General features: G+C 48.4%; 21 protein-coding genes. 16 read left to right on the plus strand and 5 right to left on the minus strand.

Annotated elements, in window-relative coordinates; genetic code table 11:
* The first annotated feature begins 130 nt into the window (after positions 1–130).
* The 12 genes from HNQ56_RS03325 to HNQ56_RS03380 all read left to right on the plus strand — a co-directional run bounded on the left by HNQ56_RS03325 (position 131) and on the right by HNQ56_RS03380 (position 15,324).
* Complete coding sequence (locus tag HNQ56_RS03325; RefSeq protein ID WP_429142802.1) at positions 131–1,642, plus strand: ATP-binding protein; 1,512 nt, start codon at positions 131–133, stop codon at positions 1,640–1,642.
* 64 nt (positions 1,643–1,706) lie between these two features.
* Positions 1,707–2,405 carry a response regulator gene (locus HNQ56_RS03330; protein ID WP_429142803.1) on the plus strand — a complete coding sequence of 233 codons (699 nt, stop codon included), beginning with the start codon at positions 1,707–1,709 and terminating at the stop codon, positions 2,403–2,405.
* 242 nt (positions 2,406–2,647) lie between these two features.
* The gene (locus HNQ56_RS03335; protein WP_429142805.1) at positions 2,648–3,979 is read left to right on the plus strand and encodes a glycoside hydrolase family 5 protein; all 1,332 of its coding nucleotides are present in this window, start codon (positions 2,648–2,650) and stop codon (positions 3,977–3,979) included.
* 77 nt (positions 3,980–4,056) lie between these two features.
* Entirely contained in the window at positions 4,057–6,702 is a 2,646-nt protein-coding gene (locus tag HNQ56_RS03340; protein ID WP_429142807.1) for a glycoside hydrolase family 2 protein, read from the plus strand.
* Between the two features lie 474 nt (positions 6,703–7,176).
* Complete coding sequence (locus HNQ56_RS03345) at positions 7,177–8,523, plus strand: extracellular solute-binding protein (RefSeq protein ID WP_429142808.1); 1,347 nt, start codon at positions 7,177–7,179, stop codon at positions 8,521–8,523.
* A 132-nt stretch (positions 8,524–8,655) separates the two neighbouring features.
* A complete protein-coding gene (locus HNQ56_RS03350; RefSeq protein WP_429142810.1) occupies positions 8,656–9,555 on the plus strand; it encodes a carbohydrate ABC transporter permease in 900 nt (299 codons plus the stop codon).
* A gap of 14 nt (positions 9,556–9,569) precedes the next feature.
* The gene (locus HNQ56_RS03355) at positions 9,570–10,406 is read left to right on the plus strand and encodes a carbohydrate ABC transporter permease (RefSeq protein ID WP_429142812.1); all 837 of its coding nucleotides are present in this window, start codon (positions 9,570–9,572) and stop codon (positions 10,404–10,406) included.
* A 24-nt stretch (positions 10,407–10,430) separates the two neighbouring features.
* On the plus strand, positions 10,431–11,612 hold the full coding sequence (locus HNQ56_RS03360) for a sialidase family protein (RefSeq protein ID WP_429142814.1): 1,182 nt from the start codon (positions 10,431–10,433) through the stop codon (positions 11,610–11,612).
* A 36-nt stretch (positions 11,613–11,648) separates the two neighbouring features.
* A complete protein-coding gene (locus HNQ56_RS03365) occupies positions 11,649–13,172 on the plus strand; it encodes an alpha-N-arabinofuranosidase (protein WP_429142816.1) in 1,524 nt (507 codons plus the stop codon).
* A 213-nt stretch (positions 13,173–13,385) separates the two neighbouring features.
* Entirely contained in the window at positions 13,386–14,147 is a 762-nt protein-coding gene (locus HNQ56_RS03370; RefSeq protein ID WP_429142818.1) for a hypothetical protein, read from the plus strand.
* Positions 14,148–14,174: 27 nt separating this feature from the next.
* Positions 14,175–14,333: a hypothetical protein gene (locus HNQ56_RS03375; RefSeq protein ID WP_429142819.1), complete on the plus strand. Its 159-nt coding sequence runs from the start codon at positions 14,175–14,177 to the stop codon at positions 14,331–14,333.
* Positions 14,334–14,403: 70 nt separating this feature from the next.
* The gene (locus HNQ56_RS03380; protein WP_429142821.1) at positions 14,404–15,324 is read left to right on the plus strand and encodes a helix-turn-helix transcriptional regulator; all 921 of its coding nucleotides are present in this window, start codon (positions 14,404–14,406) and stop codon (positions 15,322–15,324) included.
* 193 nt (positions 15,325–15,517) lie between these two features.
* Here the strand turns inward: HNQ56_RS03380 and HNQ56_RS03385 are convergent, their stop codons facing one another.
* From HNQ56_RS03385 to HNQ56_RS03400, 4 genes are all read right to left on the minus strand, one after another.
* Positions 15,518–16,021: a GNAT family N-acetyltransferase gene (locus HNQ56_RS03385; RefSeq protein WP_429142823.1), complete on the minus strand. Its 504-nt coding sequence runs from the start codon at positions 16,019–16,021 to the stop codon at positions 15,518–15,520.
* A 31-nt stretch (positions 16,022–16,052) separates the two neighbouring features.
* Positions 16,053–16,493, minus strand: a complete 441-nt coding sequence (locus tag HNQ56_RS03390) for a GNAT family N-acetyltransferase (protein WP_429142825.1) — start codon at positions 16,491–16,493, stop codon at positions 16,053–16,055.
* Positions 16,494–16,569: 76 nt separating this feature from the next.
* On the minus strand, positions 16,570–16,902 hold the full coding sequence (locus tag HNQ56_RS03395) for a TfoX/Sxy family protein (RefSeq protein ID WP_429142827.1): 333 nt from the start codon (positions 16,900–16,902) through the stop codon (positions 16,570–16,572).
* 63 nt (positions 16,903–16,965) lie between these two features.
* Complete coding sequence (locus HNQ56_RS03400) at positions 16,966–18,087, minus strand: metallophosphoesterase (protein ID WP_429142829.1); 1,122 nt, start codon at positions 18,085–18,087, stop codon at positions 16,966–16,968.
* A gap of 334 nt (positions 18,088–18,421) precedes the next feature.
* On the opposite strand from HNQ56_RS03400, the gene HNQ56_RS03405 reads away from it, so the two are divergent.
* Entirely contained in the window at positions 18,422–19,126 is a 705-nt protein-coding gene (locus HNQ56_RS03405; protein ID WP_429142831.1) for a hypothetical protein, read from the plus strand.
* Between the two features lie 106 nt (positions 19,127–19,232).
* Here the strand turns inward: HNQ56_RS03405 and HNQ56_RS03410 are convergent, their stop codons facing one another.
* Positions 19,233–20,987, minus strand: coding sequence for an ammonium transporter (locus tag HNQ56_RS03410; RefSeq protein ID WP_429142833.1), 1,755 nt, complete (start codon positions 20,985–20,987; stop codon positions 19,233–19,235).
* A 740-nt stretch (positions 20,988–21,727) separates the two neighbouring features.
* Here HNQ56_RS03410 and hydE point away from each other — a divergent pair.
* Genes hydE through hydF form a run of 3 tightly spaced genes read left to right on the plus strand, consistent with a single transcriptional unit; the run spans position 21,728 to position 25,488 of the window.
* On the plus strand, positions 21,728–22,834 hold the full coding sequence (hydE, locus tag HNQ56_RS03415; RefSeq protein WP_429142835.1) for a [FeFe] hydrogenase H-cluster radical SAM maturase HydE: 1,107 nt from the start codon (positions 21,728–21,730) through the stop codon (positions 22,832–22,834).
* Positions 22,822–24,240, plus strand: a complete 1,419-nt coding sequence (hydG, locus tag HNQ56_RS03420) for a [FeFe] hydrogenase H-cluster radical SAM maturase HydG (RefSeq protein ID WP_429142836.1) — start codon at positions 22,822–22,824, stop codon at positions 24,238–24,240. The genes hydE and hydG overlap by 13 nt, the downstream gene beginning before the upstream one ends.
* Before the next feature lie 54 nt (positions 24,241–24,294).
* Positions 24,295–25,488: a [FeFe] hydrogenase H-cluster maturation GTPase HydF gene (gene hydF, locus HNQ56_RS03425; protein ID WP_429142838.1), complete on the plus strand. Its 1,194-nt coding sequence runs from the start codon at positions 24,295–24,297 to the stop codon at positions 25,486–25,488.
* Positions 25,489–25,579: the final 91 nt, after the last annotated feature.

A 25,579-nucleotide genomic window follows, 5' to 3' on the forward strand; every position in this document is an offset into this window, starting at 1 on the left:
ATCATTCCTCCTGACTGTACGGTGGGTTTTCTTGTGTTTTTAGCCTGACTATATTATAGTTATTATTAAGAAAGGCGTCAAGCTTATGAAAATCGTGCGGAGTGAGTAATCCGGGCCGGGAGGGAATGTCATGCTTTCATTTATCATTGTGGTAATCGTTGTGCTGGTTTATCTGCTGCTGCAGAGGGACGGCAGGATGTCTTCAAAATACCTGGCGGCAACCCTGATTGCTTATGTTGCGGTAATTTTTTCGATGATATTTTATCTGTCCAAGGACTCGTATTATTATAATATTGTGGATAACTACTTCTCCCTGCCCAAGTCAGTGTGGAAATATCTGATGTTTGTTGATGTTCCCAGGAATATCATCATCCGTTTATTAAACCTTTCCTCCCTGGCGGTGATTTATTTCGGTTACCATTTTTCCATCTCCTACCGCAAGAAGCTTGCCATGTACCGGTGGTTTGATTTCCGAAGAATTCTTCCGGTGCTCCTCGGCCTGCAGATATTTGCCTATGATCCGGACATACAATATTTTTTTTATTTTCTAGCATACCCCCGGTTTTTGCCGCTGAGATACATCCATACTCTCATGGAGGCGTTTCATGGAATTACCGTTGCATTTAATATCGGAGTGATCCTGTACAGCATCGTGCAGCTGGGACTGTCTTACCGGGAAGTGCATTTGCTCCGTTTTTTGAGAACCTACCTCATCGGAGAGGGAGTCTGCTATACCTTGATTATGATTTCCTATATCATCATCTTCTGGTTTTCCCCCTCCTATCTGACCAAGGTGTCCAAGGTTGCCGATTATGTGGTGTACCTGTCCATTCCCTTGAGCAGGAACCGGGTCATTTATACGGCGTATCCCTATTATCTGACGGTTACCACATTGGCATGCGCCTTCTGCATCTATGAGCTGGCTAAAATCAAGAGGCAGATGGCTAAGAAGGAGTTCACCATCACGAAGCAGATCGACGCGGCAGATACTACCTCTAAAATTTTCTGCCACTATATGAAGAATGAGATACTGGCAATCCAGTCCGAAATTGAGATTCTAAACCCCTCCCGGGAAAATGAGGAGGGTATTAAGGAGGTGCTGAACCGCTGCCGCCATTTGTATGAAAGGCTGGATACCATCCACCGGGGGACGAAGACCTCGAAGCTGAACCTGGAGGAAACGGATATCCGCCAGTATATTACAGGCATTCTTGAGAATATGAAGATCAATCTCCGAAGCTGTGAGCTGGCGGTCAGCCTGGAGGTGGAGGCCGTCAGCGTGATGCTTGACCAGATGTATTTTGAACAGGCGGTAAAGAATATCATCGAGAACGCCCTGGACGCCATGGAGGCGGTGCCGCCGGAGCAGAGGAAATTAACGGTCCGGCTCCAGAGGGCCAGCAACTGGATTGTCCTATCCATTCAGGATACGGGAACCGGTATCAGCGAGAAGGACATGAAGAATATATTCACGCCCCTTTATTCTTCCAAATCCATTGCGAAGCACTGGGGAATCGGGCTGGCGCTGGCACATCGGATCATCATGGCCCATGACGGGAAGATCGAGGTAGAGAGCCAGGAAAATGCGGGAACGGATTTTAAGATATTCCTGCCGGATATAGGGAAATATATTTCCTATTAGGTTGGTGAAAATCGTGGGCAGTGCTGTGTTTTGCGAGGATATATGGAAAGTGAGGACCGGAGAGATGGCAGAAAAGAGCATTCGCGTATTGATCGCAGAGGATATGGAACCTATCAGGAAGAGATATGTGAGGATTCTGTCGGAGGCCGAGGATATCGAGGTGATTGCCGATGTCCCCAGCGGGAGGGAAGCGGTGGAGCAGGCTCTGTTAAAGCGTCCGGATATCGTTCTGATGGATATTGAGATGGAGGAAAAGGATGCGGGACTGCGGGCGGCGGAGAAGCTGCTGATGCATTTTCCGAAGCTGAAGATAATCATATTGACGGTTTATGAAGAGGATGAGCTGATTTACACGGCATTTCAGTTCGGCGTATGTGACTATATCCTGAAAAATGCCCGGGCGGAGGATGTGGTCACCAGCATCCGCAATGTATATGAGGGGAATGCCCCCCTGAGGCCGGAGCTGGCAACTAAAATCCTGGGGGAGTTCAAGCGGGTCAAATCCTATGAGAGCAGCTTTCTGTATGCTGTCAGTATCGTTAGCTCCCTGACGGGCACTGAGCTGGAGATATTGAGCCTGCTGTTAATGCGTAAGACGAGAAAAGAGATATGTAGAATCCGCTGTGTGGAAATGTCAACGGTGAAAACACAGATCAGGAATATATTGCAGAAGTTTAATAAAAAATCCATTGAAGAGGTCATTGCAATGATTAATTCAATGAATTTGAATGATTTTATCAGCAAGCAGAGCAAGGAAATATAGAGACGGTAAAGAAATACGGCAGAGACTGTCAGGAGACATAAGGTCTACCCAAAGATATACGGGCTGTTAGGAGATATATGGGGTGCCATAAGATATAAGAATGGCCAAGAGATATAAGGGTTGCAAAGGAATACAGGCTTGCAGGGGAATATGGAAGCCACATGAAAATATAGAAATTTCGTGGAATCATGGAGGCGCATGTAGCTATGAGGAAATAGCAAGCGGCAGGAAGGATGGTAACGATGGATTTTGTTAAAATAAAAGGGAAGTCATTTTATCGCGAAGGGAAGGAGATTCTGTTTTCCGGTCTGGGAATAGGCTCCTGGTTAAACCTTGAACACTTTATGATCGGCATACCAACGACGGACAGCCAGATCAGAAGGACCTTTGACAGCGTTTTCACGGAGGAGACCGGCAGAGAATTTTTTAAACGGTTTACGGATTGCTTTGTGACCGACGAGGATTTTGCATTTCTGAAGAAAATCGGAATTAATCTGCTCCGTATCCCCTTTCATTATCATTTGTTTATCGATGATCAGAATCCGGGTGTGTTAAAAGAAGAAGGCTTTCGGGTTTTTGACCGTTTGATGGAGCTCTCCAGAAAATATCAGATTTATCTCCTGCCGGATCTCCACTCGGTTCCGGGAGGACAGAATCCGGACTGGCACAGCGATAATCAGACCGGCTCCCCCCAGTTCTGGTATTTTAAAGTGTTTCGCGACCAGATGGCGGGTCTGTGGCAGGCGATTGCAGCCAGATATAAGGAGGAGCCTTATCTGCTGGGATATGATCTGCTGAACGAGCCGTTTCTGATCCCTAAGGAGGACCGCATAGCCCAGTTTTATGAGGAGGTAACCCAGGCGATCCGACAGGTGGATCAAAATCACATTATTTTTCTGGAGGGTGATTTCTTTGCTATGGATTTCTGCTGCTTTCATGAAATTACCGACGAACAGACGGCGCTGACCTTCCACTTTTATCCCACGGTCTGGAACCAGGAGCTGCTGGATAAGAGCTATAGCAGGGAGAGGAGAAAGCAGGAATTTGAGAAGGTATTTTTGAAGCTGATTCAGATAAGAGAGCAGTTTGACCGCCCGATTCTCTGCGGCGAGGCAGGTTATGATATGGACAGGGAGGACATTTCCTTTACCATAAGTCTGGTAGAGGACACCCTGGAGCTTTTTCTCAAGTATAAGGTTTCCTGGATCCTGTGGTCCTATAAGGATGCCCAGCTGATCGGGATTGCCTATCCGAAATCGGATTCACCCTGGATGAAGCTGGTATCTGAAATCGGGGGCTATTGGAACCATTACCTGGATATTGACATTGCCGGTAAGGTAATGGATCAACTGTGCGCCGGGAATTTTCCGGAAGCAACGGAGGACGACCGGTATCATCTTCGCTTTGCCGCACGGGCTATCGTATACCGCTTGCAGGAAAAGTACTGGCTGAAGGCAGCCCTTGAAAAGCTCACCAAGGAGGAAATCCTGGCACTGCCGGAAGCCTTTCTGTTTCAGAACTGCGAATATTATGAGGATTACATAAGAACTCTTCAAAATTATATTTATCAATGAGTCTCTTTTGGCGAAATCTGGTCTGAGAGGAGATTTGCCGTGCTTTTATCATGAAATATAAATTTGGAGGTATCAAAATGATTCTATCATTAAACGGAACCTGGAAGGTAAATCATATTCCATATAATCATCCCATATCGGACATATTGGAAGAGAGCTTTATACCGGAGGGATGGCTTGAGGCAAAGATTCCCGAGGAGATCCACAGCACGCTGAGGAAAGCGGGCTACATCCGCGGGCATGTTTACAGCAAGGACACAGAGGAAGAGCGATGGATTGAAGAGGCGGACTGGGTGTATTATAAGGAATTCTACATGCCTGACACCATGAAAGCGAAGGAAGTAATGATTGATTTTCAGGGACTGGATACCTTCTGCGATATCTTCCTCAACGGGGTGAAGATCGGGACGGGCAATAATATGCACCTTCCGGTGCAGGTGGATGTGACCGGGACATTACAATACGGAAAACGGAATGTTCTGGCAGTTCGCTTCTATTCCCCGGTGAAGCACGTGGAACACATGGATCAAAAGGGAATCTTCTCAATTACCACCAGCGACCGGATACTGGCCCGTAAGGCTCAAATGAATTATTCCTGGGACTTCTGCGGACGGTGTGTTACCACAGGTATCTGGAAGGACGTTACCATATGTGCGCAGGAAGATGCAGTGATCGGCTCCTATTATCTTTATACGAAGAGTATCACGGAGGGGGAGGCGGTTCTCGGTCTTACGGCGGAATTGGATGGTCTGGAGGGCTGCGGGGCAGAATACACCTTAATGGCTTGTCTGACAAGGAGCAGCGTTGCAGATAACGCGGGTAGAGAAAACACGGAATATACCGTGACAGCTTGCTCGATAGAGGGTTCCGGTATGTCGGTTCAGGAGGAAGAGGCAGCAGGAAAAAAATTTTTCCATACAGTATTCAGTAAGGAAGGCAGACTGGAGGAGTTTAAGTCACTGGATATCAGGGTGGCCGATCCGGTTCTCTGGTGGCCCAGACCCTATGGAAGTCCTGAACTTTATGACTTTCGCCTGATTTTGAAGAAGAATGGTACAGTCATTGACGAGAAGCATCAGAGGTTCGGCATCCGAACAATTGAGATCATTCAGGAGGATCAGGGGGACGGAAGATCCTTCCTCTTTGCGGTGAACGGGCGCAGGCTGTTTATCAGAGGCGCCAACTGGGTGCCGCTGAACGTGGTTTACACGGACATTACCGATGAGGATTATGAAGACTTGATTGATTATGCCGTGCAGGGCAACCTGAGCATGTTAAGAATCTGGGGAGGCGGCATTTATGAGAGCCCCAGACTGTTTGAGCTGTGCGATGAGAAGGGAATTATGCTTTGGAATGATTTCATGCTTTCCTGCGGCATCTATCCCCAGAATGAAGAATTCCTTGGAAATGTAGCCAGAGAGGCCGAATATGTCATCCAAAGATACCGGAACTATACTTCCCTGGTGATCTGGGCCGGTGATAACGAGAACGGCCAGGCCTACGGATGGGCGGGAAGACCCTATGAATTCCAGGAGGACAGGATCAGCAATGTGATCCTGAAGGAAGCCTGCGGACGCCTCGATCTACATCGGCCTTATCTGCCCACCTCGCCCTGCAGTCCCGATGAATTCTATAAGGGCGGCGACAACCCGGAATCACCCTATCAGGGGGACATGCATTTATATATCATGTCAGCGGACCCCGGTGTCAGGGAATACCGGGATTACGGGAAAAACTACTACAAGCGGGTCAGAGGCTTCCGGCCCCGCTTTATGAGCGAATTCGGCTTCATCTGTTTTCCCGAAAAGGATACCTATTACAAGTATAATTTCTTAAGGGAGCCGATCCGGGACAGGAAGGAGCTCATGGAATTCCTGCCCTTTGCCGGGGAGTACCTGGAGAAGGCGGAGCATGACAAGGCAATCTATTACAGCCAGGTGTATAATTCCATGGCATTGAAATACTGGATTGAGTATTTCCGGAGCCTCAAATGGACCTGCGGCGGTTCCCTGTACTGGAAATTCAATGATCCGGTGGCAGACCCGCCCAAGGGCGGAATCTTCCCCTCCCATATGTCCACGGTCGATATGTTCCGGCGCACGAAAATGACCTATTATTATACCCGCAGGGCTTACGAGGATCTGGTTGTGGTGTGCAGGGAAAGTGACAGAGGCTATGAGGTATATTCGTGCAGTGAGCTGACGGAGGATATTGATGGATGGCTGGTGGTTACCCACCGGGATTTTCAGGGCAATATCTATTTCACGAAGGAGCTGCGCTGCAAGGCAGGGAAGGACAGCTCGGCACTCCTGTGCAAGATCGCTTCGGAGGAGCTGGCTGTGGCAGATGCCCGCAATGAATATTTGAAGATTGAATTCCAGACGGAGGATAACCTGTTTGAAAACAGGTATCTGTTCACGGACATATATGAAATCAACCAACTGAAGCTTACACCCTCCGGTCTTCGTATCACTGGTGCCTGGAGAAAAAATACCTTAATAACCCTGAGGCTGAGAACCGAAGCCTATGCGTGCAATGTCCGGGTGAATCTGTTGGATAAGCGGGCGGACTACAGTGACAACTATTTTGAGATGGATGCCGGTTCAGAGAAGGAGATTACAATCTCGCTCCGTGACACCCTGGGGATTGAGAGCATGGCCCTCTATATCGAAGGGGAAAATGTAGATAGAATTATTCTATCTCTGGCAGAGCTGCAGGCTTAAGAAGCTGTTTCTCATGGCAGAGAAGAAGCTGCCCTCCTGATTTATCCAAGGAACAAAGATGCCGCAGGGCATATCATGGGTTACCGTGCATTCCGGGCGATGTTATTTTCCATATACCCTGGAAGGCGCTGTAACCCGTTGTTGTGATTTGTACTAAAAAAATTGCAAAAAAACTGTTGACATAGGACATGTTGTATGATATAACTTATACATAAACCATAGTGTTCACGTGAACAATTTATAAATACTTATGGATTATGTATAAAAGCGCCATGATTATGGCGATTTATATTTATTTTAAAATGTACACGTGAACATTCATCCGCTTGCGGATGAAGAGGTGAAAGTATGTCCATACTATAATATTATCAGAAGCTGAGCTGTTGTAATATTATAAGGAAGCAGCGAAGCGAACTATGAGTATTCTGCTGTGACATACGGAGACATGCAGAAAATCAAAGAGGAGGAATTATCATGAAAATCAAAAAACTCGCAATTTTATTGTGTGCGGCCCTGCTGGTAACTTCGCTTGCGGCCTGCGGCAAGAAGCAAGGCGAACCCTCAGGAACTGCAACACCGAAGCCGACTTCGGGCGAACAGAATGGTGCCGGGGAGGCGACACCAATCACCATTGAATTCTGGAATTCATGGACAGGGCCGGACGGCGACACTCTGGTAGAGTTAGTAGACCGGTTTAATAAAGAGAATCCCTGGAAGATTACCGTTAAGATGGATATCAGCGCTTCCTTCGGAGAGAAGCTATCCACCTCCCTTCCCACAGGCGATGCAAGTCCGCTGATTCTTATGGGAAATGGTGACCGGTTCAAATATCAGGAGTATTTGCTCCCCATCAATGATGTATGGACCAACACGACCTTAAAGGCGGAGGATTTCAATGCGAATTCCCTGGATACCGGCAAGATAGGAGAGGATTTGTACTCACTGCCTTTCCAGAATTCCCTCTACTATATGTACTGGAACAAGGATTTGTTTGTAAAGGCCGGCCTGGACCCGGAGCAGCCTCCGAAGAGCTTTGAGGAGTGGACCCAGATGGCGGCAAAGATTACGGATGCTAGCAGCAATGTCTACGGATCAGGATTATTTATGGCATACGGCACCCATCAGATGTGCCTGATGCAGCAGAAGGGCGGTCTTGCGGTGGAACGCCAGCAGGACGGCAAATATAAGGTTAATATCGCAGGAAACGCAGGCTTTAAAGAATATCTGGAATGGATGAAGGCCATGTATACCAGCGGCAACAATCCACAGGAGAATGAGATTGACTCCATGTTCAAGGCCGGACAGATCGGTATCATGGTCAATGGTCCCTGGCTTGCTCCCGGTGCGGATGAAGCGGGAATTAATTTCGGCATGTGCAAGATCTTCGGCAAGGAGCCCCTGGGTGATGTAGCCGGCTTCTTTGTTACCAAGGGTGCGACGGACCAGGAAAAGCTCGCCTGCGAAAGATTCCTGCAATGGTGGTACATGGGCAAGGAAGGCACTTCGGTAGAGGATACCGCTGTCTCCACCTGGTCTTTAAAGCTGGGCTTCCCTACCACCTATACCCCGACTGCAGAATCCGATGCTTATAAAAACAATGAGAGACTGGCGGCGTTGAATCTGGATGACAACAGCAAGGAGTCCATCTGGATCACCACATCTCCGGAATTCAAGGGCTGGAGCGAGCTGGTGGGTATCATTGGAAATATGAGTCAGGCGATCGTATTTGACACACCCATTGACCAGGCCATGGCCCAGGCCCAGGCAGACGCGGAAAAAGCGGTTATCACCAACGAGGGAGAAGGCGCTCTCGTAAAATAATCGAAAAGCTGCAGTTCGGCTGGCGGCACTGAGGTATCACTGACCGAACCATAAAATTCAGGAAGGGAGAACGGGAGGCGCTGCCCGGTTCTCCCTTTCTTCTAAAAGTAAATTATGATTGGAGGAGCATCCTTGAGTAATAAATTCAGCAATATCCGTTCCTATTGGAATAAGCCCCAGCATGCGCCGTATCTGTTCCTGCTGCCGGCTGCGCTTCTAATTCTGGTGTTCAATGTGCTGCCCCTGTTCGTATCCTTTGTCATCAGTACGCTGGATATGGGGATTTCTTTTCAAAGCGCAAAATTTGTGGGGCTGGCCAATTTTAAGGAAGCCCTGACAGACAGAAGATTCATCAACAGTCTGATTGTGACCATTAAGTTCACCGCAATCGAGGTGCCGATTCAGATGGTGCTGGGCCTGGCGCTTTCCGCCATGCTTACGAAGAATACCTTTACCAATAAGCTGTTCCGCAGCATTTATTTCCTGCCCATCGTCTGCTCCGCCACCGCCATCGGCATTATGTGGCAGATTATTCTGCATTCTAATGTGGGGCTGATTACTTACTGGGTGAGACTGCTGGGCTTTGGAAAGGTGAATTTTCTCAATACGCCGGGGCTTACCCTGGGTGTTGTTATCTTTGTGTCCGTATGGAGGACCTTTGGTATTTCCACCATCATTTTGATTTCAGCGATGCAGAATGTGCCCGGGGATTATTATGAGGCGGCGGATATTGACGGAGCCGGGAAGGTGCGCCAGTTCTTCTCCATTACGCTGCCCAATATCATGCCTGCTTTCTGGTTCCTGCTTATGACCAGAGTCATAGGCTCCCTTCAGGTATTTGATCTGGTATTCACCCTGACGGACGGAGGACCGAACTTTACGACGGAGACCCTGGTTACCTATGTCTATAATCGTGCTTTTGATGTGGGCAACCGGATGGGATACGCCACAGCCATGTCTGAGTTCCTGTTTCTGATTATCATGGTTATTACCCTGATACAGTACCGGATTATGAAGAAAACAGAATATTAAAGGAGGAAAAAGGTATGAAAAGCAGAGAATTAAACAGAAGATTATTGCAGATTCCCATTCTGCTCGTCTTTGTCTGCCTGGCCGTTATAATGCTGCTTCCGATTGTCTGGATGATGTTCAGCTCCTTTAAGCCGGACAGTGAGATAATACGTTATCCTCCCACCCTGCTTCCGTCGTCCTATACCATTAAGAACTTTATAAAATGTACGAAGCGTATTGATATCTGGGTGTACCTGAAGAATTCCGTGGTCTATTCCTTTGGAGCCACAATCCCATCTCTGATCGTTAATTCCATGGCAGGGTATGCATTTGCCAGATACCGCTTCAAGGGAAAGGATATTATTTTTGTGATTTTTCTTGCGACCATGATGATTCCCTTCCAGGTTATTATGATTCCCTCCTTTCTTGAAGTCCATGCCCTGGGGATGTATGATAGTTATGCGGGATTAATCATTCCCAGAATTGCGTCAGCCTATTGGATCTTTATGATGCGGTCCGCATTCTCGGGACTGCCGGGAGAGCTGGAGGAGGCGGCGAGAATTGACGGATTGAACGAGTTCGGGATTTATGCCCGTATCATGATGCCTTTAATTAAGCCGGCAATGATTACCCTGATTATTCTAAGTGTGAACGGCAACTGGAACGATCTGCTCTGGCCTCTGATCATCACATCGGATGCGTCCATGAGAACTCTTTCCAACGGTCTTGCTCTTTTTGTCGGCGCACGTACCATTGAATACGGTGCAGCCTTTGCGGGAGCGGCAATTTCACTGCTTCCCATGCTGGTTCTTTATGTATTCGGACAGAGGTATTTTGTAGAAGGTCAGGCAACAAGCGGATTGAAGGGATAAAGCGGAGAAAGGGAATAAGAAGAGATGAGGAATTATTCTGTACATGATACATTGTTTGAGAAAAACGGCAATTTTAAAATGACGAAGGAGGAATGCGGCATCCTGTTAAAGAAACGCCGCAACAGTGTGGTTTATTGTCCGAAGGAGGACGAAAAGGCGCCCGGAGCCATGTACCCGCGCTGCATCTGCCTGGAGCATAACGGGGAGAAGAACGGAACGCTTCTGGCCTCCTTTGAATGCTACAGTCATGATACCCCTGTGTTTCCCATCTATGAAAGCGGGGACGATGCGAGGAGCTGGCACAAGCTTTCGGAAATAAGAGATGAGGAAAAGGGCTTCGGCTGCCGGTTCCAGCCCCATCTGTACGAGCTGCCGGCAGACTGCAAAGAACTGAGAAAGGGAACGGTTCTGTGTGCAGGAAATATTATTCCCGGTGATTTCTCCTCCTCGTCCCTGCATCTCTATAAAAGTACCGATTGCGGGAAGAGCTGGGAGTTCATGAGCGGGATTATCACCGGAGGACGTGCCCATGTAGACCCGAAGGAGGCGGACGAAAACCGCCCCGTTTGGGAACCCTTCTTAAGTCTTACTCCGGAAGGAAAGCTCATCTGTTTTTATTCCGATGAACGCTATGCATCCGGCAGGAAATACAACCAGATGCTTGCCCATAAGGTCTCGGAGGACGGCGGATACACCTGGGGCGAGGAGAAGATTGACGTTGCATTTGCGGACGGTCACTTGCGGCCGGGCATGCCGATCGTGGCGGCTCTGCCGGAAGGAAAGTTCATCATGGTATATGAGATCGTAAATCAGGACAGGATTCCCGTATATTTCCGTCTCTCAGAATCCATCGAGGACTGGGGAGAGCTTGATTTTATAGGAAACCCGGTGTGCACAGCCGATGGCAGTTATCTGACGGGAACTCCCTATGTCACCTGGATTCCCCAGGGAGGGGAGCAGGGAACCATTCTGGTGACCGGAAGGGGCTTCTCCCACATCCTGGCCAACAGCAACATGGGAGAGGGCTTCTTTGTAAAAATGGACAGTCTGGTGGAGATCGACAATACCCGCGGCTTTAGCGGATACAGCCAGTGCATCCTGCCCCTCCACGGCGGCCGGCAGATCTTAAATCTCTGCCCCAGGCAGATTTCAGACCGGCTTGCGCTCATTGAAGCAGCGGTTGCGGATGTATATGTAAGAGCATAGGTACAGTGAATACGGAAGAAAGGCGTGATTAGAAAAATGAAGAAAGCAGAAGTTATATATGACAGAAATTTTGTGATCGGCGAAGTGGACAGGAGGATGTACGGTTCTTTTGTCGAGCATCTTGGCCGCTGCGTATACAACGGCGTATACCAGCCCGAGCATCGGTCGGCGGACAGGAACGGATTCCGTGAGGATGTAAAGGAGCTGATTAAGGAGCTGGGGGTGACCGCCATACGATATCCCGGGGGTAATTTTGTGTCGGGCTATGACTGGAAGGATGGAATTGGACCGAAGAGAAAGCGGCCTGTGCGCAAGGACATGGCCTGGAACGTGCTGGAGACCAATGAGGTGGGAACCGATGAATTTGCCAGGTTTGCACAGGAATGTAACGTGGAGCTGATTATGGCGGCCAATCTTGGAACCGGTACGCCGAAGGAAGCCGCCGAGCTGGTGGACTATTGCAATACGGAAAGAGGAACCTATTGGGGCGATTTAAGAAGAAAGAATGGGAAGGAAGAGCCCCATGATTTTCGTGTGTGGTGCCTTGGCAACGAGATGGACGGCGAGTGGCAGATTAACATGCTGAAGGCCGGTGAATATGCAAGGAAGGCAAAGGAAGCGGCGAAGATGATGAAGTGGATGGATCCTTCCATTGAACTGATTGCCTGCGGAACCTGTACCAATGAGGAGGGGCATCACAGCTTTGGCGACTGGGATCTGACGGTCCTGGAGGAAACCTATGACTACATTGATTATCTGTCCCTGCACCGCTATTTTAACTATGATCCGGGGAAGCATCTGTTCTATCCCATGCATGAGGATGAAACGGATATCCCTTTCTTCTTCCGGGACTTGAAGAATTTCCTGGATACGATCATCAGCGCGTGTGATTTTGTGAAGGGAAAGAAGCGCAGTGATAAGACGATTCATATCTCCTTTGACGAATGGGGTGTGATCACGGATACGGGCGCTGTTCCGGGAGGCGTGGCTCAGGAATACGGGTTTGCCAATTTCAAAGAGCTGGATGCGGTGATTTACGGAGGATTGCTCTGTACCTTCCTGAATTATGCGGACCGGGTTAAGATAGCGTGTCAGTCCCTGCTGGTGAACGAAGGCGGAATGATTACCACGGATCCAAAGGGAAAAGCGATTCGCCAGACCACTTATTATCCCTTCCAGGATGCGGCAAAATACGGCCGGGGAACCGCACTGAGGGGGAATGCCCGGCTGCCGAAGCGCGTGACCAACCATCACGGAGAACAGGAAACAGCAGCGGTTGCCTGTGTCTATAACGAGAAAGACGGAGAACTCACGGTATTTGCCATGAATTGTGATATGGAGGAGGAACTGGGTCTGCAGCTGAATTTCGGCTCCTTTGGAACGCTGGAGGGGATCGTATGGAGGGAGCTGTATGACGAGGATCCCTATGCAAAAAATACTTTTGATAATGAATTCCGGGTGGTCCCCCGTGAAAAAGAGCTTGCCGGCACCCAGGACGGAAGGATTGAGGTAGTCCTGAAGAAACACTCCTGGAATGTGCTGCGATGGAGGTGCAAATAAGGGAGATTGCAAATCTTAAGGATTTCTTAAAGCTATCCGGAGGCTCTTGCATAACCCAGCCGGAAAATGATAGAATACAAGCAATAAGATAAAACTGTATCTGGGGAAAGGGGTTTTATGGGAAAGTACAGTTGGAAAGTAAGATTAGTTGTCGTACTTATATTACTTTTATCGGTATTGCTTTTACTTCCGGCAGCTACGGCAAATGCTGATATGGGACCGAAACCTGAGATTGAGGTGAGGGTGCTGAATCCTCCGGGAGGGGAATACTATCTGGATTTATTATCGAAGGAAGAAAACGGATATCAGAGCCTGCAGACACAGCGCTATGACAAGGCCAAGCTGGCCCTGTTGGAGAATTATGAGGAGGATGGCTGGAAAGCGGCTCTGGTTCACGGCACCTCCAGGCCGATGTGGGGAGCTTTGACCGGTGAGAAAACGGATTATGGAATGAAGCACCGCTTTTGGTACATGGGTGTGCCGGATGATTTTAAACTGATTCTGGTGACACCGGATCAGCAGATTGTCGTATCGGAGGAGATTCACAGGGAGACGCTGAAGACTGTTGTAACCTATGACTATCTGACGAACTCCGTATCAATGGAAAATGTTATGCTGGCGTATCTCAAGCAGTTTCTGGAGACCTGTATCTCCACATTGCTGATAGAAGGCGTACTGCTGCTCCTGTTCGGTTTTTCCTTGAAAGCCAACTGGAAGGTATTTCTGCTTATTAATTTTCTCACCCAGCTGGCACTGACTGCCACCGTCGGAATTATCTTTGCCAGGGAGGGCAGTCTGTCGGCGTATTTCCTGTTTGTACCGGTTGAAATTGTGATTATCATTGTGGAGAGCATTGTATTTGCCCTGCTGCTGAAAGGACAGGGGAGACTGAAAAGGGTTCTGTATGCAATTACGGCTAATCTTGTCAGTGCAGGTGCCGGTCTGGTAATTATGAGCCTGAACTATGGTTTATGATAACTATCTGCATGGGGGATTGATATCATGAATAATATTGATGATTGTGTAAGCAGCGGATGCTGCACCGGCTGCTCCGCCTGTATCAGTTCCTGTCCTTTTGGAGAATTGGAAATGGCGGATTGCGGAATTTGCTTATTGCATTGCCCTGCTTCCGGATTGGGAGAAGAGGACGAGGATGATTGATAACGCAGCATTTTAAGTCAAGAAAATTGAACTGATTTCCTGGATAATGGATTGCAGGAGGTGAGAAACGATGAGTGAGGAAAAGAAGGATATATCCCCATCTGTGAAAATGATGCAGGCATATATATCTTCACACCTGCAAGATCCTATCACTGCAAGGGATATAGCGAAGGCAGCGGGATATTCGCAGTATCATGCGGGAAGGCTGTTTAAAGAGGAGACGGGTCTGTCACCCTTTGAATACATCCGCCGTCAGCGGTTAATTCAATCCGCACACGCTTTGCGAAGCGGTAACACAAAAGTGCTTGATATTGCGCTGGACTTTGTCTTCGACAGTCACGAGGGCTTCACCCGTGCTTTTACCAATGCCTTTGGCATTACGCCTAAGAGGTATGCGAACTATACTGCCCCTAAAGGCTGGCAGATCCCTTATCGTTATCTCAACCGCCAAAAATTAAAAACGGAGGGATCAGTTATGAAAGAACAAACAGCGGTTATCTTTACTCAAATTATTGAACGTCCGAGACGTAAGCTCATTCTGCGGCGCAGTAAACAGGCGGATGAATATTTCGCTTATTGCGAAGAGGTTGGCTGCGGAACGCCTGAGGCACCGGCGCCCTGGGATATTCTCTGCGGCATCAGGGAGGCTCTTTATGAACCCGTTGGAGTATGGCTGCCGGAGAATATGCGGCCTGCCGGAACAGGAATATATGCCCACGGGGTTGAGGTTCCTTACGATTATGCAGGAGAGATACCGGACGGGTTTGACGTGATCGAGCTGGAACCGTGTATGCTGCTGGTGTTTCAAGGTGAGTCCTATGATGACGAATATTATCAGGATGCGGTGGGGCTTTGCATGAGGCATATTGAGAAGTTCAATCCGGAAGTTTACGGCTATCAATATGCCAATGAGTTAGCGCCGAAAATGCAGCTTGCTCCCATGGGCTGGCGCGGTTATATCGAGATGAGACCGGTTAAGTGTATGAAATAGGGAACACAGTTATAACAAACCCTTTAAACTGGTCAATTATGGACCAGTTTGAAGGGTTCCAAAAACACCTTCCAGTTTATCTGCATATTCTTCCGTTAATGACCCCTGTATAATCTGCTGCCAGCCAAAAAAGCAAGAAGCTTACCGGCTTCATCCGAACGCACAAAGGCCATTTGCTCACCCTGCATCAAAATCAGTTTTCAAAAAAGAATACATCCCCCAGCGTTCCGTCCTCATATTCCGTATTGGGACAGGCTTCCGCTAAGCGATAGTTTCCCTTTGTATAATCCGAAACGATATTATTCCAAAAATGGACCGAGGAAATATTATGCGGATGCCTTTTCAACTGCCATTTCCCATGGAATAAATCAAAAATCCTGCAAGCGGCTATTCTTCCGATACCCTTCCGTCGATACTTATACATTATGAAGAACTCGGCCAGGGAGTAATCAGTAGCCTCAGAAGCCTCGGGATAATCATTCACCATTGCAAAACCCGCCAGACAACCATCAACCAAAATAAAATAGGCCCATCGTTTTTCCTCCGTCCAGTAATTATCAAGGTAGTCGTATCCGTATAAACCTAGTTTATTGACATCGCGGTTGTTCCATTGTGAAAATTCATAATCGTATTTCTCCAGGAGGTTTCTTAATATTTCCTTCTCGTCGGCGGCAACCTGTTTTATCCCGATATTCATGCTAATATTACCTTTCTGTGATGTTTTGTTTCTATGTGTCGATGCGCTCCAGCTGCACAAGGGCTTTGTTACGGTAAACAAGGTCGGTGCGGGAGGTAAAGCCGATCCGCTCCCAGAAACCATTGCCGCGCTCGTTCCGTTCAAATACAACGAGGGCAACTTTGGTGATCCCTTCTGCCAGGAGAGCATCCAGTGCGGCATTCACAAGCTGCGTTCCGATTTGCCTGCCCCACAACCGGGGATCAACACAGGTATGGTAGATATAACCGCGCCGCCCGTCGTGGCCGGATATGATTACTCCCACCGTTTTTCCCTCAAGCTCGGCAACAAAGCAAGTGGATGGGTTGCGCTTCAAGTAGCGTTCAATGCCCTCGCGGCTGTCATCAATATCATTCAGCCCCATTCCCGGAGTATTACGCCATAGTTCATATACTGCATCATAGTCTGAAATGTTCATTTTCCGTATTGTCATAATTGGGTCCATGCCCTTCACTGCACAAATCGCCATAAAAATACCGGCATGGCTCTCCCCCTTTCATTCCTGTATTTTATTTCCTTCCATCCTGGCTTCCCGCAGTAAAATCAAGATCATATCCAGTCCCGTGAGAGAATAAGACGCCATCGCTGATCTTGTGCCCGGTGTAAAATTCTTTCAGAGATTTCTTCGTTTCCTCGTCAAGATAATGCCAGCGTACTCCCTGAATTGCACCTTCCAGTGCCGAAAGCCGCATAAGGCAGGCAGACGGGTCCTGGGCGAGAATTCGCAGCCATGCCTCACGGCTGCCCACAGCCCTCAACTCTTCCTCAGTGGCAATGCCTGCATCCGCAAGCTGTGCTTCCAGCTTCGCGGCAATATTCGGCAGCTTTGATAATTCACCCATTTCTCGATCCTCCTATATTATTTTTGATCTTACCAATTCCAACTCCTGTGCAGCTAATCCTTGTCATTGGCTTTTATAATCAATGCTTCCGCAATACCAACCGCTGATCCCATCTTTTTTTACAAAATAGCCTCTTGATGTCTTCTTCATTATAGATAATTCATCTCCAATGTCTACGGGCGGCCTGTAATCAGTATAATTATAGCATCCTGCGTTTTCATCGAAGCTGTAGATAGAATCATTGTGAATCCAAAGGCGGTAGCCGGTGGATTTATGCCGGGCGAATGAAAATTCTTCGCCTTTTTCGAGAATCTCGATTTTGTTGTCAATATAGCGAATATTGATGGAGCCTTCCGACTTTTTCTGCGGCGTCCGGGCGTAAGCTACGGGAAAATCATCATAAGCTGCAAAGGTAATATCCCCGGAGTCAATATCGGAAATAATGAGGGCATTGAGCTGTCCGTCCTGTCTGACTCCGCACCCGCCATCGATGCTTATAATTTTCTGCTTTTTATTTATAATGGGGAGGAAGGATGCAATTTTATCGTTATACAGGGGTACCGGCCAGTGGCCGACAACAACATATTTATTAAATTCCAGGCCCTTCTCCATGAAGGCATCGTTTTTCAGATAAGGAAATGCATCGGTTTCATGAAAGAGCTCAGGACCATTGGACGGCAGACCTCCGTGAACGAAGATATAGTTCTGGGTTTCGATCACAGTTGGAAGACTGCGCAGAAAATCAAGCTCTTTCCGGAAGCTTTCTTTGATCTGTTCCTTTGCCTTTGGAACATCCGCAGGGCTATGAATATCCATGTCCAGCTCATGGCACATATCTAAAAAGAAGCAGCCGCCGTAATGTTTTTTCATCCATTCCGTATATTGAAAAAGTGACTCACTGTCGTCGACGGTATTATGATCAAGCATTAAAAGTCTGGCGGCATCTACATTTCCCATGAGGGGATAAACGGTATGGCTGTCACATAGCTGCATCACATAGCGAAGTGTTTTGAGGCTGCAAGGCCCTTTTTCAAGAATATCCCCTACAATAAATAGAATATCGTTTTGTATGAAATTTATCTTTTTTAAAATATTTTTCAGATGATCGTAATGGCCGTGAATATCGCTGATAACAATCATTCGTCTGTTGGAAGGTATGTTTATTTTTTCAATCTTAGCCTGCATGTTCTTCTCCTGCTGTATCAATGAATCTGTCAGCATTTTCATTCAGTAGTATGTAAGAAAGATTAACATAATAAGGACAATGCTTCAAGAGCAAAATGATAAACATCGATAGGTATTTCTATCAGCGGGACTGCGGCGTTTTACATCAAACGATTGCCAGAGGAAGCATTGTATTTAAAATGTATTTACCTGGGGCAGGAGGGATAGATTGACAAAAAATAATATAATAGTATTATTATAATTAGAAGCTTTATGAAATAAGTGATAGCTTGATTTTCAAGTAAAAGGGCTGCTCTCTAATTTGTTCACCATCTTTTATAAGGAGGAATGTATCATGAGGAGAAAAACAGTACAAATTGGGGCTGTTTCACTATTGTGCGTATGTCTGATACTAATTGGGGTATTGCTGGTGCTGCATAAGCAGAAGGAGAGTACGTATAGCTGTTATCAAATTCCGGTTGGAGGCGGAAAGCTGAGATGGGGAATGAGCAAAGAGGAAATCATAACCGTGATGGGAGATCCGGCCTTGATGGAAGACAATAAGGGGTATGAAGATATTCTAACCTATAATACTCCGGTTTCCAGTAAAATGGGCTCTTGTTCGGAAATAATCCTGCATGTAGGGAGCGGCGTGGCAGCTGTTGAAATACAGGAAGCAGCACCCAAGGGGCTCAGTATTATTGAGATGAAAATTGATAAAGCAACGAAGGAAACCACCATTAAGAAGCTTTCCGCATTTTATGGGAGCTTAATTGAGAAAACCAGCCAGATTGAATTCGATCTGCAAAAAGGTGCTCCAGACTACTTTAATAAAATATATTACAGCGATAAATGGAGGCTTGATACTTTGCCGGAGGAGGAATACGGCCGGCTTGCAGCGTTTTATCAGAAAAGCAGGAAAGACTGGCCAATAGAGAAAGAGGAAGCGCTTATGAGGATGGGGGTATCAGGTGTTGCGTCGGGAGACGCTTATACCTGCAATGTAACGCTGGATGCTTATGTTTTATCCTGCCTGGAAAGTTCCAAAAATGAAAAATGATTTCCCCCTGTCTGCTTTCCAAACAAAAATATAAGAAATAAAGAGGAAGCCCGGAAGAGGAGCAATGTGCTTATCCCGGGCTTTCTCGATTCAGGAAAGAGATTACCTATTCGCCCTCTTCATCCTGCAGAGCATCGAACCCCTCTTCTCCTGTGCGGATTTTGATGACATTTTCCACGTCGTATAAGAAAATCTTACCGTCTCCCACTCTTCCCGTGTACAGTGCCAGCTTGATGGTGTCAATCAATGTTTTTGTAGGGATCTTGCATACAATGATGTCAACCTGTACCTTCGGCAGAAGCCTTGTTTTGACCGGCGTACCGCGGTAGTATTCCGTATGCCCCTTCTGCATGCCATATCCGAGGACATTGGTGACGGTCAGCCCGGTGATGCCAAGCTTGTCGAGAGCGGCCTGCAGCTTCGTGAACTTATCCTGATTCGTGAGGATGGTGACCTTGGTCATTTTTGCGCCCGGCTGTGCGCGGTTCACGACGGGGATGGCAGCCTCCGGCGCAACAGGGCCGAATAAATGCTCCGGCATTTTAACCGGGGCGGTTACCATAGCTTCGCTTCCGTTATCCATTTCCATCACAGGAGCAATAATGGAAAAGTCAGGATAGGCGGAATTCCCATGCTCGCCGATATCAAGTCCCTGGATTTCCTCCTCAAGGGTGACGCGGATACCGACCGTCTTTTTAAGCAGGAACCAAACCAGAGAGGAGGATGCAAATACAAATGCGCCGACGGCGGCAATGCCGAGAAGCTCCGCGCCAAGGAGCCGGAAGCCGCCGCCGAAGAACAGACCGTTGACGGTGGAGAGGCTGGTCACACCCTCCTGGGCGAACAGGCCGACACAGATGGTTCCGAAAATGCCGCAGACGAGATGAACGGAGGTGGCTCCAACCGGATCGTCCACCTTGGCCCGGTCAAAGATAATAACGGCAAATACCACAATCACGCCGGCAATGGCACCGATAATCATGGAGCTTCCTACGCTGACAAAGGCACAGCTGCCGGTGACACCCACAAGGCCGGCCAGACAGCCGTTGATGGTCATGCCCAGATCCGGCTTGCCGATGAAGATCCATGATGTGGCAGTAGCGGTCAGAACAGCGGCAATGGCAGCGGTATTGGTGGTCACGAGAATATGTACCACATCTGCGGGATTTTGAAAGCTCATGGTGGAGCCGGGGTTAAAGCCGAACCAGCCAAGCCAAAGTACAAAAAGACCGATTACCGCGAGAGACATGTTGTGGCCCGGAATAGCTTTGGGCTTTCCGTTCTTGTCATATTTTCCGTGACGGGGTCCGAGCAAAAGAGCACCGGAGAGGGCTGCCCAGCCGCCGACGGAATGGACGACGGTATCACCGGCAAAATCCAGAAAGCCCAGGTCTGCCAGCCAGCCTCCGCCCCAGATCCAATGGCCGACGATGGGATAGATGACAAGGGTCAGAGCAAAGGAAAACAGAATAAAGGATAGGTATTTGACGCGCTCTGCAACCGCACCGGATACGATAGTGGCAGCGGTGCCGCAAAATACCAGCTGGAAGAATAATTTTCCCCAGAAGGGCACATTGGGCGTCAAGGTATTCTGATAGAAATCAAGATTTGAATTGCCCAGAATGAACAGGTTCTGTGTGCCGATCAAAGGGTTATCCCCGCCAAACATCAGCCCCCAGCCCAGAAGCATGAAGCCCAGCGAAGAGACGGCGAACACGATAAAGTTCTTGGACAGGATGTTTACAGTGTTTTTCGATCTGGCCATGCCGGACTCGACTGCCGCAAAGCCGAGATTCATAAAAAATACCAGCACAGCCGCAAGCAGTACCCATAGAGTGTCAATAATCATTGTAATATTCATAGACGTTTCCTCCCATAAAAAATGGGTGTGTATTTTATTGCTCGCATCAGCAGATGCCAATCAATAGAACACACACCTTTGTGTACGTTGTTTCCAACAGTTATCCTAACCTTTCTAAAACAGATTGCCTTTCTCCTCGGAGCAGAATCTGCCGGAAGACTCCGGAGTACTCCTTCCTATTATCCCCGCCCTTTCTGTGCAAAATAAAAGCGCTGCGGGCATGTCACCCATAGCGCTTTTGCTGTTCTTGCGGTTGATTATATCCGAACCTTATATGTTTGTCAATAGCTAATATTAAAATCTTGTTTACGAAAAGCAATAATTGAGTTATAATTGTTAAACAAGTAACAAAGAAATAAAATCGTTCTGACCACCAGGGTGCGCCCGCGTGAAAGGCGAAGAATAGAACACCGCTGATTGGGATTGTGAATCCTCCGAAGTTGAGCATTAAGCTAAAGCTCTCGGGTGAGGCACTATCCTTATTAGAACACTCTATCCTTACGCCGCAATGACGTGAGGAATTTTTATGACCTTAGGGGCGTAAGGATTCCTTACAGCCGCAATGACGTGAGGAATTTTTATGACCTTAGGGCGTAAGGATTCCTTACAGCCGCAATGACGTGAGGAATTTTTATGACCTTAGGGCGTAAGGATTCCTTACAGCCGAAATGACGTGAGGAATTTTTATGCCTCAAAGGATGTAAATTGTCCGCTGATTTATAAGGAAAATGGAGAGGATTATGTCTGATATCAAAAAACAATCAAGAACAGAAAACGGCTCGTCATGCATTCAGCTGATTGACCGGCTGGAGGAACAGAGAATGCTTACAGGGGAGGAATTCCTCGCCCTCTTGACCGGTATGGGTACGGAGGAGAAGCTGTATCTCCGGGAAAGAGCAAGAGAGGTCGCTCTCCGGCGATTCGGAAACCGTATTTATACCAGAGGCCTGATTGAATTCACAAATTACTGTAAAAATGATTGCTATTACTGCGGAATAAGAAGGAGCAACCTCCGGGCCACCCGTTACCGGCTGAACCTGGAACAGATCTTAAGCTGCTGCCGGGATGGCTATGAGCTGGGCTTTCGTACCTTTGTGCTTCAGGGAGGGGAGGACGGCGGCTATAGGGATGAGGACATACTGGAGATAATTCGCGGGATCAAGGAAGGCTTCCCGGAATGTGCCCTGACCCTTTCCATCGGCGAGAAAAGCTATGAAAGCTACCTGAAGTATTACCAGGCAGGAGCCGACCGGTACCTGCTCCGGCATGAAACCGCTAATGAGGAGCATTATGCCAGGCTTCATCCGTCCAATCTGAGCTTACGAAGCCGCAAGCAGTGCCTGCTGGATCTGAAGAAGATCGGATACCAGGTGGGAGCGGGCTTCATGGTGGGTTCGCCCGGACAGAAGCCGGAGCATATTGTGGATGACCTGTTCTTCCTTAAGGAGCTTGCCCCGCAGATGGTAGGAATAGGCCCGTTTCTTCCTCATCATGACACACCCTTTGCACAGGAGGAGAAGGGCTCCATGGAGCTGACCCTGGTTTTGATCAGTATTCTGAGACTGATGCTGCCTGACTCCCTGCTCCCTGCCACTACGGCATTGGGAACCATCCATCCCAATGGAAGAGAAGAGGGAATCCTGTCCGGGGCCAATGTGGTTATGCCCAATCTCTCCCCCACCTCGGTGCGCAAGAATTATGCGCTGTATGATAATAAAATCTGTACGGGGGACGAAGCGGCGGAATGCCGTTTCTGCCTTGACCGGCGGATGAAGAAGATTGGCTATGAGCTGGCGGTTGACCGCGGTGATTATAAAGAAAAGGAGCTGGAAGCATGTATGATGTAAGGTCTAAGAAAGCGGAAGAATTTATCAATCATGAGGAGATTTTGTCCACGTTGGAATACGCAAGCGCCAATAAGAACAACCGGGAGCTGATCGATGCCATTCTGACCAAGGCAGAGGAGCTGAAGGGCATTACCCACCGGGAGGCCAGCGTCCTTCTGGAGTGTCAGCAGGAGGACCAGATCCGGCGTATGTATGACCTGGCGGTTAAGATTAAGGAGAAATTCTATGGCAACCGTATTGTCATGTTTGCTCCCCTCTATCTGTCCAATTACTGTGTCAACGGCTGTGTCTACTGTCCGTACCACTATACCAATAAGCACATTCCCCGGAAAAAGCTGACCCAGGAGGAGATCCGCCGGGAGGTAATTGCCCTCCAGGACATGGGACATAAGCGACTGGCCCTGGAGGCAGGGGAGGATCCGGTGAATAATCCGCTGGAGTATATTCTGGAGAGCATCCGCACCATCTATTCCATTCATCATAAGAACGGCGCTATCCGAAGAGTGAATGTCAATATCGCCGCAACTACGGCGGAGGATTACCGGAAGCTGAAGGAGGCCGGCATCGGAACCTATATCCTCTTCCAGGAGACCTATCACAAGGAGAATTATGAGAAGCTTCATCCCACCGGACCAAAGCATAATTATGCCTACCATACCGAGGCCATGGACCGGGCCATGGAGGCAGGGATTGATGATGTGGGACTGGGAGTTCTCTATGGGCTGAATAGGTACCGTTATGATTTCGCGGGAATTCTGATGCATGCGGAGCATCTGGAGGCGGCCATGGGTGTGGGGCCCCATACCATCAGCGTGCCCAGAATCCGCCCGGCGGATGATATTGATGCCTCCAGCTTCAAGGACTCCATATCCGATGAGATATTTGAGAAAATTGTAGCGATTCTTAGAATTGCGGTACCCTACACCGGAATCATAGTCTCGACGCGGGAATCCCAGAAGAGCCGGGAAAAGGCCCTTAAGCTGGGAGTATCCCAGATTAGCGGAGGTTCCAAGACCAGCGTGGGAGGTTACGATACGCCGGAGCCGGAGGAAGAGAGCTCGGCACAGTTTGATGTGGAGGATACCAGAACACTGGATGAGATTGTGAACTGGCTTCTGTCCCTTGGGCATATTCCCAGCTTCTGTACCGCCTGCTACCGGGAGGGCAGAACCGGCGACCGTTTTATGAGCCTGGTGAAATCCGGGCAGATCGCCAACTGCTGTCAGCCCAACGCGCTGATGACACTGAAGGAGTATCTGGAGGATTACGCTTCCCCGGATACAAAGGCGAAGGGGGAAGCCCTGATTGAGCGGGAACTGAGCAATATCCCTAATGAAAAGGTGCTGCAATTAGCGAAGGAAAATTTGCAGAAAATTGCGGGAGGCAGCAGGGACTTCAGATTTTAAGGAAAAGGTCCCCGATTTTGACAAAGCAAGTTCCAGGAAAGGAATGGTTAATATATGAGTTTAAACGGCACCCCCAGAGCAAATCAGCTCCATATCGGCATCTTCGGAAAACGCAACAGCGGAAAGTCCACCCTGATCAACGCCCTGACAGGGCAGAACACGGCGCTGGTGTCCAACGTGGCGGGAACCACCACGGATCCGGTCTATAAAAGCATCGAAATCCATGGCATCGGTCCCTGTGTCCTGATTGATACGGCAGGCTTTGATGACAGCGGCTACCTGGGCCAGATGCGGGTAGAAAAGACGCGTCTCGCCATGGAGAAGACGGATGTGGCACTGATTGTATGCAGCAATGAGGAGATTGCCCAGGAGCTGGAATGGGCAGAGGCTTTCCGTAAGCATAGGGCCGCGGTGATCATGGTAATCAATAAGGTTGACCAGATCAGCAATACGGATCGCATTCGGAATAAAATATATGAAGCGCTGGGAGAGGAACCGGTGAAAATAAGCGCCATATCCAGGCTTGGCATGGAAAGAATCCGGGAAGAGATCATCCGCCGGCTGCCGGAGGATTTTGAGGCAAAGAGCATTACCGGCGATCTGGTAAGAGAGGGAGATACGGTTCTTCTGGTCATGCCCCAGGATATCCAGGCGCCGAAGGGACGTCTGATCCTGCCCCAGGTTCAGACCCTGCGGGAGCTGCTGGACAAAAAATGCATTGTACTAAGCAGTACCGCGGATAAGCTGGAGCAGGCATTGGAAAGCCTGGCGCGGCCGCCCCAATTAATTATCACGGACTCTCAGGTATTTCCGGCAGTATATGAGAAAAAACCGGCAGAAAGCCTGCTAACCTCTTTCTCCGTGCTGTTTGCAAGCCATAAGGGAGATATTGATTATTTTGTAAAGAGTGCAAAGGTTCTGGATCAACTGACGGAAAGCTCTAAGGTATTGATTGCGGAAGCCTGCACCCATGTGCCTCTGGAGGAGGACATCGGAAGGGAGAAGCTGCCCCGCATGCTGCGAAAGAAAGCAGGAGAGGGACTGACGGTGGTCAATGTCAGCGGAAATGATTTCCCCCGGGATCTCACCCCTTATGATCTGGTTATTCAATGCGGTTCCTGTATGTTTAACCGCAAGTATGTAATGAACCGTGTAGAGCAGTCCAAGGCTCAAAATGTTCCCATGACTAACTATGGGATTACCATCGCTTATCTGAGTGATATTCTGGATAAGGTGGCACTGGTATAAACAACAGATTCCGCCCGGTCAGCCTGAATGATACTTCGTATCCAGGCCGGCCGGGCGGAATCTGTTTTAAGAAATATGAAAAAGAAGATAA

The organism is Anaerotaenia torta (assembly GCF_050433395.1).
Classification (GTDB): Bacteria; Bacillota; Clostridia; order Lachnospirales; family Lachnospiraceae; genus Mobilitalea; species Mobilitalea torta.

What these genes read in the sequence shown, in the direction of transcription:
- HNQ56_RS03385 (WP_429142823.1), bottom strand. Translation starts at nt 16,021, where the DNA reads ATGAATATCGGGATAAAACAGGTTGCCGCCGACGAGAAGGAAATATTA.
- HNQ56_RS03360 (WP_429142814.1), top strand. Translation starts at nt 10,431, where the DNA reads ATGAGGAATTATTCTGTACATGATACATTGTTTGAGAAAAACGGCAAT.
- HNQ56_RS03355 (WP_429142812.1), top strand. Translation starts at nt 9,570, where the DNA reads ATGAAAAGCAGAGAATTAAACAGAAGATTATTGCAGATTCCCATTCTG.
- HNQ56_RS03335 (WP_429142805.1), top strand. Translation starts at nt 2,648, where the DNA reads ATGGATTTTGTTAAAATAAAAGGGAAGTCATTTTATCGCGAAGGGAAG.
- hydG (WP_429142836.1), top strand. Translation starts at nt 22,822, where the DNA reads ATGTATGATGTAAGGTCTAAGAAAGCGGAAGAATTTATCAATCATGAG.
- HNQ56_RS03340 (WP_429142807.1), top strand. Translation starts at nt 4,057, where the DNA reads ATGATTCTATCATTAAACGGAACCTGGAAGGTAAATCATATTCCATAT.
- HNQ56_RS03365 (WP_429142816.1), top strand. Translation starts at nt 11,649, where the DNA reads ATGAAGAAAGCAGAAGTTATATATGACAGAAATTTTGTGATCGGCGAA.
- HNQ56_RS03400 (WP_429142829.1), bottom strand. Translation starts at nt 18,087, where the DNA reads ATGCAGGCTAAGATTGAAAAAATAAACATACCTTCCAACAGACGAATG.
- HNQ56_RS03410 (WP_429142833.1), bottom strand. Translation starts at nt 20,987, where the DNA reads ATGAATATTACAATGATTATTGACACTCTATGGGTACTGCTTGCGGCT.
- HNQ56_RS03325 (WP_429142802.1), top strand. Translation starts at nt 131, where the DNA reads ATGCTTTCATTTATCATTGTGGTAATCGTTGTGCTGGTTTATCTGCTG.
- HNQ56_RS03370 (WP_429142818.1), top strand. Translation starts at nt 13,386, where the DNA reads ATGGGACCGAAACCTGAGATTGAGGTGAGGGTGCTGAATCCTCCGGGA.
- hydE (WP_429142835.1), top strand. Translation starts at nt 21,728, where the DNA reads ATGTCTGATATCAAAAAACAATCAAGAACAGAAAACGGCTCGTCATGC.
- hydF (WP_429142838.1), top strand. Translation starts at nt 24,295, where the DNA reads ATGAGTTTAAACGGCACCCCCAGAGCAAATCAGCTCCATATCGGCATC.
- HNQ56_RS03375 (WP_429142819.1), top strand. Translation starts at nt 14,175, where the DNA reads ATGAATAATATTGATGATTGTGTAAGCAGCGGATGCTGCACCGGCTGC.
- HNQ56_RS03405 (WP_429142831.1), top strand. Translation starts at nt 18,422, where the DNA reads ATGAGGAGAAAAACAGTACAAATTGGGGCTGTTTCACTATTGTGCGTA.
- HNQ56_RS03390 (WP_429142825.1), bottom strand. Translation starts at nt 16,493, where the DNA reads ATGACAATACGGAAAATGAACATTTCAGACTATGATGCAGTATATGAA.
- HNQ56_RS03345 (WP_429142808.1), top strand. Translation starts at nt 7,177, where the DNA reads ATGAAAATCAAAAAACTCGCAATTTTATTGTGTGCGGCCCTGCTGGTA.
- HNQ56_RS03330 (WP_429142803.1), top strand. Translation starts at nt 1,707, where the DNA reads ATGGCAGAAAAGAGCATTCGCGTATTGATCGCAGAGGATATGGAACCT.
- HNQ56_RS03380 (WP_429142821.1), top strand. Translation starts at nt 14,404, where the DNA reads ATGAGTGAGGAAAAGAAGGATATATCCCCATCTGTGAAAATGATGCAG.
- HNQ56_RS03395 (WP_429142827.1), bottom strand. Translation starts at nt 16,902, where the DNA reads ATGGGTGAATTATCAAAGCTGCCGAATATTGCCGCGAAGCTGGAAGCA.